The 6853-nt window shown below is 78.7% G+C and carries 7 protein-coding genes and 1 pseudogene; 4 read left to right on the top strand and 4 right to left on the bottom strand.

Annotated elements, in window-relative coordinates; translation table 11 throughout:
• From HLB09_RS10905 to HLB09_RS10890, 4 genes are all read right to left on the bottom strand, one after another.
• On the bottom strand, nt 1-651 hold a 651-nt coding region (locus tag HLB09_RS10905), incomplete at its 3' end, for a uridine kinase family protein (RefSeq protein ID WP_246235104.1).
• A complete protein-coding gene (locus tag HLB09_RS10900) occupies nt 648-2393 on the bottom strand; it encodes a phospho-sugar mutase (protein WP_171203400.1) in 1746 nt (581 codons plus the stop codon). The genes HLB09_RS10900 and HLB09_RS10905, both read right to left, overlap by 4 nt.
• A 59-nt stretch (nt 2394-2452) precedes the next feature.
• A complete protein-coding gene (locus tag HLB09_RS10895) occupies nt 2453-3358 on the bottom strand; it encodes a purine-nucleoside phosphorylase (RefSeq protein WP_171203399.1) in 906 nt (301 codons plus the stop codon).
• 213 nt (nt 3359-3571) lie between these two features.
• On the bottom strand, nt 3572-4066 hold the full coding sequence (locus tag HLB09_RS10890) for a gamma-glutamylcyclotransferase family protein (protein ID WP_171203398.1): 495 nt from the start codon (nt 4064-4066) through the stop codon (nt 3572-3574).
• A gap of 472 nt (nt 4067-4538) precedes the next feature.
• Here HLB09_RS10890 and mihF point away from each other — a divergent pair, with 472 nt between their 5' ends.
• The 4 genes and pseudogenes from mihF to HLB09_RS10870 all read left to right on the top strand — a co-directional run.
• Complete coding sequence (gene mihF / locus HLB09_RS10885; RefSeq protein ID WP_171203397.1) at nt 4539-4853, top strand: integration host factor, actinobacterial type; 315 nt, start codon at nt 4539-4541, stop codon at nt 4851-4853.
• 110 nt (nt 4854-4963) lie between these two features.
• On the top strand, nt 4964-5566 hold the full coding sequence (gene gmk / locus HLB09_RS10880; RefSeq protein ID WP_246235106.1) for a guanylate kinase: 603 nt from the start codon (nt 4964-4966) through the stop codon (nt 5564-5566).
• A gap of 193 nt (nt 5567-5759) precedes the next feature.
• A pseudogene (rpoZ, locus tag HLB09_RS18600) lies at nt 5760-6017 on the top strand (DNA-directed RNA polymerase subunit omega); the annotation flags it as partial.
• 280 nt (nt 6018-6297) lie between these two features.
• Nucleotides 6298-6853: flavoprotein (locus tag HLB09_RS10870; protein ID WP_409373000.1), on the top strand; the 556-nt coding region annotated here is incomplete at its 3' end.

Here is a 6853-nt window from a genome sequence, read left to right as displayed (position 1 = left end):
CGCGAGCGGCCGGCAGCCGAGCGACGTCCACCGCTGCCGGAGCGCCGGCTCCGCCCGCGCCAGGCCGAGCCCGCGCCGCACGAGGACGTGCGGGGGCTTGCGCGCCTCGGCGAGGTCGCGCAGCAGCCGGAAGGTGAAGGTCACCGCGGCCGGGCGCTGCAGGCAGATGGCGTCCGCGAGCAGGGAGCGCTCGCGGCAGGCGGCGACGAGGTCGGCCGCGAAGATCCCCTCGGCCAGCACCACGGGCGCCGTGCCGACGGACAGGTGGACGGTGCCGGTCCGCCGGCTCGTCGGGATGTCGTAGACCGGCACGTCGGCCTCGCCCTCGCGGCACAGGCGCTCGAGGGCGTCGAGCGCCCGTCCGGCGTCCCAGCTGCCCGGGTCGTCCCAGTCGACGATGCCGAAGCGGTGCGGCAGCCCCGGCTCGTCGCCGTCGCGGTAGAAGTCGTCGAGGGCCAGCACGGGCAGTCCGAGGCGGCGGACCATCGACGTCTTGCCCGAGCCGCTCGGCCCCGTGAGGAGCACGACCCGGCGCGCGGGCGGGCGCCGCGCCCCACGGGGCTCCGCGAAGAGGGCCTCCTGGCCGAGGCCCGCCGCCTCCCGCCCGTCCGGACGCGCGTGCCGACCCTCCGCCTCCTGCGGGCCGCTCACGCCGGGAGGGCGATGGCGTCGCGCAGGTCGGTCCGGACGGCGTCCAGGCGCCGCCCGGCCTCGCGGCGGGCCGCCGCGACGGCGGCGCCGTCGGCCGCCCCGCCGCCGTCGACCGGCACGACGACCTCGCAGTAGCACTTGAGCTTGGGCTCGGTGCCGGACGGCCGGACGACGACGCGCGCTCCGTCCGCGGTGCGCAGCACGAGGCCGTCGGTCGGGGGCAGCCCGCCGTCGCCCGCGGACAGGTCGACCACCTCGACGACGTCGCTGCCCGCCAGCGCGGCGGGCGGCTCGGCGCGCAGCCTCGCCATGGAGTCGCTGATGAGCGTGAGGTCGGAGACCCGCAGCGTCAGCGGCGCCGTCGCGTGCAGCCCGTGGGCCCGCGCGAGGTCGTCGAGGACGTCGAGCAGGCCCCGCCCGCGGGCCCTCTCGGCGGCGGCGAGCTCGGTGACGAGGACGGCGGCGCTGATGCCGTCCTTGTCGCGCACGGCCGCCGGGTCGGCGCAGTAGCCCAGCGCCTCCTCGTAGCCGTAGGCCAGCCCGGGCACGCGGCTGATCCACTTGAAGCCGGTGAGCGCGACGGCGCTCTCGAGCCCGTGCGCCTCGGCCACCCGGGCGAGCAGGTCGGAGGAGACGACGGACCGGGCGAGCACCGAGCCCGGGGGCAGGCCCCGCTCGGCGAGGTGGTGGCCCAGGAGGGCGCCCACCTCGTCGCCCGTCAGCTGGCGCCACCCGGCGCCGCCGGGGTCGTCGTCGACGCCGGGCCGCAGGGGGGCCGCGACGGCGCAGCGGTCGGCGTCCGGGTCGTTGGCGACGACGAGGTCGGCGCCCACCTCGCGGGCCAGCGCCAGCGCGAGGTCGAGCGCGCCCTCCTCCTCGGGGTTCGGGAAGGCCGTCGTGGGGAAGTCCGGGTCGGGCTCCGCCTGCTCGGGCACGGTGTGCAGGTCGGTGAGACCGGCTGCGCGCAGGGCCCTCTCGACGAGGGGACCGCCGACCCCGTGGAGCGGGGTCAGCACGACGCGCAGGTCGCGCGGGCCGGTGCGGCCGGCCACCGCGGCGGCGCCGTCGACGTAGGCGTCGACGAGGTCGTCGCCCAGCGCCTCCCAGCCGGCGTCGGCCATCGGCACCTGGGCGGGGTCGGTGACGTCGCCGACGGCCGCGATGCGCGCGGCGATCTCGGCGTCGGCGGGCGGCACGATCTGCGCGCCCTCCTCGCCGGGGCCGCCGAGGTAGACCTTGTACCCGTTGTCCTGCGGCGGGTTGTGGCTCGCCGTGACCATGACGCCGGCGTCCGCGCCGAGGTGGCGGACGGCGAAGGCGAGCACGGGCGTCGGCAGCGGGCGCGGCAGCAGCGACGCGCGCAGACCGGCCCCGACGACGACGGCCGCGGTGTCGAGCGCGAACTCCCGCGAGCCGTGGCGGGCGTCGTAGCCGACGACGACGTGCGGCGGCGACTCCGGGCCGCCCTCCCGGTCGAGCAGGTAGCGCGACAGCCCGGCGGCGGCGCGGCGCACGACGACGCGGTTCATCCGGTTCGGGCCGGGCCCGAGGCGGCCCCGCAGCCCTGCGGTGCCGAAGGCCAGGGGGCCGGCGAAGGCGTCGTCCAGCTCGGCGACCGCCTCCTCCTCGCCGGCGTCCGCGCGCTCGAGCAGGTCGCGCAGCGTCGCGGTCGTCGCCGGGTCCGGGTCGGCGTCGGCCCACGCCCGGGCCTCGTCCCGGCGGGCCGTGCGCGCGTCGGCCAGGGCGCGCTCGCGGTCGGCGTCCGTGGGGGCGCCGTCCCCGGCGGGGGGCGAGCCGGCGCTCACAGCCGCTCCACCACCTGCGCGAGCAGCGCGCCGATGCGCGGGCCCGCCTCGCGCCCGGCCTCGACGACCTCCTCGTGGCTCAGCGGCTGGTCGCCCACGCCGGCCGCGAGGTTCGTCACGAGCGACAGGCCGAGGACCTCGAGGCCGGCGGCGCGGGCGGCGATGGCCTCGAGGGCCGTCGACATGCCGACGAGGCTCGCGCCGAGGACGCCGGCCATGCGGACCTCGGCAGGGGTCTCGTAGTGCGGGCCGGGGAACTGCGCGTAGACGCCCTCGGCCAGGGAGGCGTCGACCTCGCGGGCGACGTCGCGCCAGCGGCGGCTGTAGAGGTCCGTCAGGTCGACGAAGGTCGCGCCCTCGAGGGGCGAGCGGCCGGTGAGGTTGAGGTGGTCGCTGATGAGGACCGGCTGGCCGGGGGAGTAGGCCGGGTCGAGGCCGCCGCAGCCGTTGGTGAGGACGACGCCGCGGCAGCCCGCCGCGGCCGCCGTCCGCACGCCGTGGGCGACGGCGCGCACGCCGCGGCCCTCGTAGAGGTGGGTGCGGCTGCCGAGGACGAGAGCCCGGCGGTCGCTCGAGCCGATCCGGACGGAGCGGAAGACGGGCACGTGGCCCGCCACCGCGGGCGCCGTGAAGCCGGGGACCTCGTCCGCCGGCACCTCCGCCAGGACCTCCATCGCCTCGACGGCAGTCCCCCAGCCCGACCCGAGGACGAGCGCGAGGTCGTGGCGCTCGGCCCCGGTGCGCTCGGCGAGCACCCGGGCGGCGGACTCGGCGGCGCGGACGGGGTCGGCGAGGACGTCGTCCGCGCCCCCGGGCGGCGCCGTCCCGGCGGGCGCGTGCGGACCGGCGTCCGCCGGCGTGGTCGGCTCGCCGGGGCCCCCGGCGGGTGCGGTGCTGGCCATGCCCGCACGCTACCGGCGCCGTCACCCCCGCCTCCCGGCGAGAGCCCGGCACCTCGTCGTCACACGGGCCCTTCCACGGCACTTCGTCGACACTTCGCCCCCGGAGCGGCCTCCATGGGGCACTTCGTCGGCACGTCGCCGGCCGCAGGGCCCCTCAGGCGGCACGTCGTCGTCACGTCGCCGTGGAGGGCGACGCGCGCGGGGCGCGTCCCGTCAGGCGCCGCCGACGAGCCCGGAGGGCGGGGGGCCACCGGCCTCGGACGCCCGGCACGGCCGGGCGCGCAGCGCCGTCACGTACTCGGCGGGGGCGCCCGCGGCCTCGGCGGCGTCGGCGACCATGCCGAGGTAGCGCGCCGCGGGCAGCCCGCCCTCGTAGGCGTCGAGCACGTAGACCCAGGCGAGGACCTGGCCCGAGAGCGTGTCCACGCGCACGCGCACCTTGCGGTAGAGCCCGAGCCCCGCGCCCTCGAGGTCGTCGAGGGCCTTCGCGTCGGCGTCCGTGAGGTCGTACAGGCCCACGTAGACGGCGGCGTCGGCCGCGCTGTCCTGGACGACGGTGGCCAGAGCCCCCTCGAAGCCGCGGTCCTCGCCGCCGAAGGTCAGGCGCCAGCCGTGGAGCCAGCCCGTGCCCGCGAGGGGCGAGTGGGGGGCGCGCTCGGCCATGCGCGCGGGGTGCAGGTTGCTGCCGTAGGCCGCGTACTGGGGCATGCCGGGGACTGTATCCAGCCGCCCGCCGCACCCCGCCGCGGCGCGGGCGCCCCCCGCCGGGTCACGGGAGCGGCGGCCCCCCGGGGCTCCGGGGCGGGGCGAACGGGCGACGACTCGCCCTCCCGAGGCCTCCGGAGAGGGCGAACGGGCGACGACTCGCCCTTCCGAGACCTGCGGGGAGGGCGAACGGGCGACGACTCGCCCTCCCGAGGCCTGCGCAGGGGGCGAACGGGCGACGACTCGCCCTCCCGAGGCCTGCGCAGGGGGCGAACGGGCGACGACTCGCCCTCCGCCGGCGCCCGGAAGGGTCGACGGACGACGACCGGCCCTCCGGCGGGCCCGGCCCGGGCTCGCCGCCCCTCGTTGCCGCCCGCGATCGGGAGTCGCTAGCGTCACGTCACCCGCCGCCGGGGCGAGCGCCCGCGCTCCGCCGCCGGCGACCCGACCCCTTCTGCCCCGAGGTGGACCCGCCGTGCCGCTCCCGCACCTGACCGACGAGCAGCGCGCCGCGGCGCTCGAGAAGGCCGCCCAGGCGCGCCGCGCCCGGGCCGAGATCAAGAACCGCCTCAAGTACGGCCAGGGCTCGTTGGAGCAGGTCGTCCGCGACGGCCAGAGCGACGACGTCGTCGGCAAGATGAAGGTCAGCGCCCTCCTCGAGTCGATGCCCGGGGTCGGGCGCGTCACCGCGCGCAAGATCATGGAGGAGGTCGGCATCTCGGAGTCGCGGCGCGTCCGCGGCCTGGGAGCCCACCAGATCTCCGCCCTCGTCGCGCGCTTCGAGCGCTGAGCGCCGCGGTGGGGCCGGAGGAGGACGCTGCCGGGTCGGGCGCGGTGTCGAGCCCCGGTCGCGGTCCGCACACCGCGGAGGAGGTCGGCGGAGGCCTCCGGGCGGCGCGACTGACCGTCCTCGCAGGGCCGACGGCGGTGGGCAAGGGCACCGTCTCCGCCGACGTGCGGCACCGCTACCCGCAGGTGTGGCTGTCGGTGTCGGCGACGACCCGGGCGCCGCGCCCGGGGGAGGTCGACGGCGTGCACTACCACTTCGTCGACGAGGCGGAGTTCGACCGGATGGCCGCGGCGGGGGAGCTGCTCGAGTGGGCCGTCGTCCACGGGCGGCACCGGTACGGGACGCCGCGCCGACCGGTCGAGGAGGTGCTCGCGCAGGGGCGGCCCGCCCTGCTGGAGATCGACCTGCAGGGCGCCCGCCAGGTGCGGGCCACCATGCCGGGGGCGCGCTTCGTCTTCCTCGCGCCGCCGTCGTGGGAGGAGCTGGTCCGCCGGCTCGTCGGCCGCGGCACCGAGGACGAGGCCGAGCGGGAGCGCCGGCTCGCCACGGCCCGCACGGAGCTCGAGGCGGAGCAGGAGTTCGACGTGACCGTCGTCAACGCGGACGTCCGCCAGGCCGGCGACGACCTCGTATCATCGATGGGTCTGCGGCCGCTGCCGGCGACTGACGGCCCCGCCGTCGACTCCCCCGGCGGGCGGCAGCAGGGCGCCTGAGGGCGTCGCCGGGCCCGGGACGGGTGCGTGCGGTGCGGGAGCACCGCCCGCTCGCTGGTGTCGCCGGGACGTGGACGGCCGCGGGAGCGGCAGCACGACTGACAGCACGAGAGGGCCGCCGGGACGCATCGGACCGGCGGGCCGCGAGGACGGCGGGCGCCACGGGCGCCGGCCCCGACCGCAGGAGGACCCCGTGTCCGGAACGAGCGCCGCCCCCGAGGGCATCACCGACCCGCCCATCGACGACCTGCTCAAGGCCGCCGACTCCAAGTACGCGCTGGTGATCTACGGCGCCAAGCGCGCCCGCCAGATCAACGCGTACTACTCCCAGCTCTCCGAGGGCCTGCTCGAGAACGTCGGCCCCCTCGTCGAGACCCACGTGCAGGAGAAGCCGCTGTCGGTGGCGCTGCGCGAGATCGACGCCGGCATGCTGACGATCCGCCCGTCCGACGGCGAGGGCGACGCGCCCGAGGGCCTCGAGATGGCCGACGACGGCGGCCTCGACGACCCCTTCACCCCGGGCGACGTCCCCGCCGAGGGCTGACCGCGTGAGCGGCGCCCCCAGCGCCCGTCCGGACGCCGACCCGGTCGCAGGCCCGGTCGCCACGGGTCCCGGCGAGCCCGGCGGCCCGGCGCGCGACCGGGGCCCCGCGGGGGCCGGGGGCGCCGCGGAGGACGCCGGACCGCCCCCCGGGCGCCGTCCCCGGGTCGTCCTCGGCGTCGGCGGGGGGATCGCCGCCTACAAGGCCGCCTCCCTGCTGCGGCTGCTCGCCGAGGGCGGGGCCGACGTCCGCGTCGTGCCGACGGAGGCCGCCCTTCGCTTCGTCGGCGCGCCCACGTGGGCGGCGCTCTCGGGGCACCCGGTCGCCACCGGCGTCTGGGACGACGTCCACGAGGTGCCCCACGTGCGCCTCGGCCGCGAGGCCGACCTCGTCGTCGTCGCCCCGGCCACCGCGGACCTGCTGGCCCGCGCCGCGGCGGGCCTCGCCGACGACCTGCTGACGACGACGCTCCTCACCGCCACCTGCCCCGTGCTCCTGGCGCCGGCCATGCACACGGAGATGTGGCTGCACCCCGCGACGCGGGCGAACGTGGCCCTGCTCCGGCAGCGGGGGACCCACGTCATGGACCCGGCGACGGGGCGCCTCACGGGCGCCGACTCGGGCCGGGGGCGGCTGCCCGAGCCCGAGGACGTGCACGCCGCGGCGCTCGCCCTGCTCGACGAGCGGCGTCCCGCCGACCGCGCGACGTCGGCCCCCGTCCGCGACCCCGGCCCCGGTCCCGGCT

Source organism: Pseudokineococcus marinus (assembly GCF_013004605.1).
Taxonomy (GTDB): Bacteria; Actinomycetota; Actinomycetes; order Actinomycetales; family Quadrisphaeraceae; genus Pseudokineococcus; species Pseudokineococcus marinus.
This window is presented reverse-complemented; position numbering and strand designations above follow the sequence as displayed.

What these genes read in the sequence shown, in the direction of transcription:
- HLB09_RS10895 (WP_171203399.1), bottom strand. Translation starts at nt 3,358, where the DNA reads ATGGCCAGCACCGCACCCGCCGGGGGCCCCGGCGAGCCGACCACGCCG.
- HLB09_RS10890 (WP_171203398.1), bottom strand. Translation starts at nt 4,066, where the DNA reads ATGCCCCAGTACGCGGCCTACGGCAGCAACCTGCACCCCGCGCGCATG.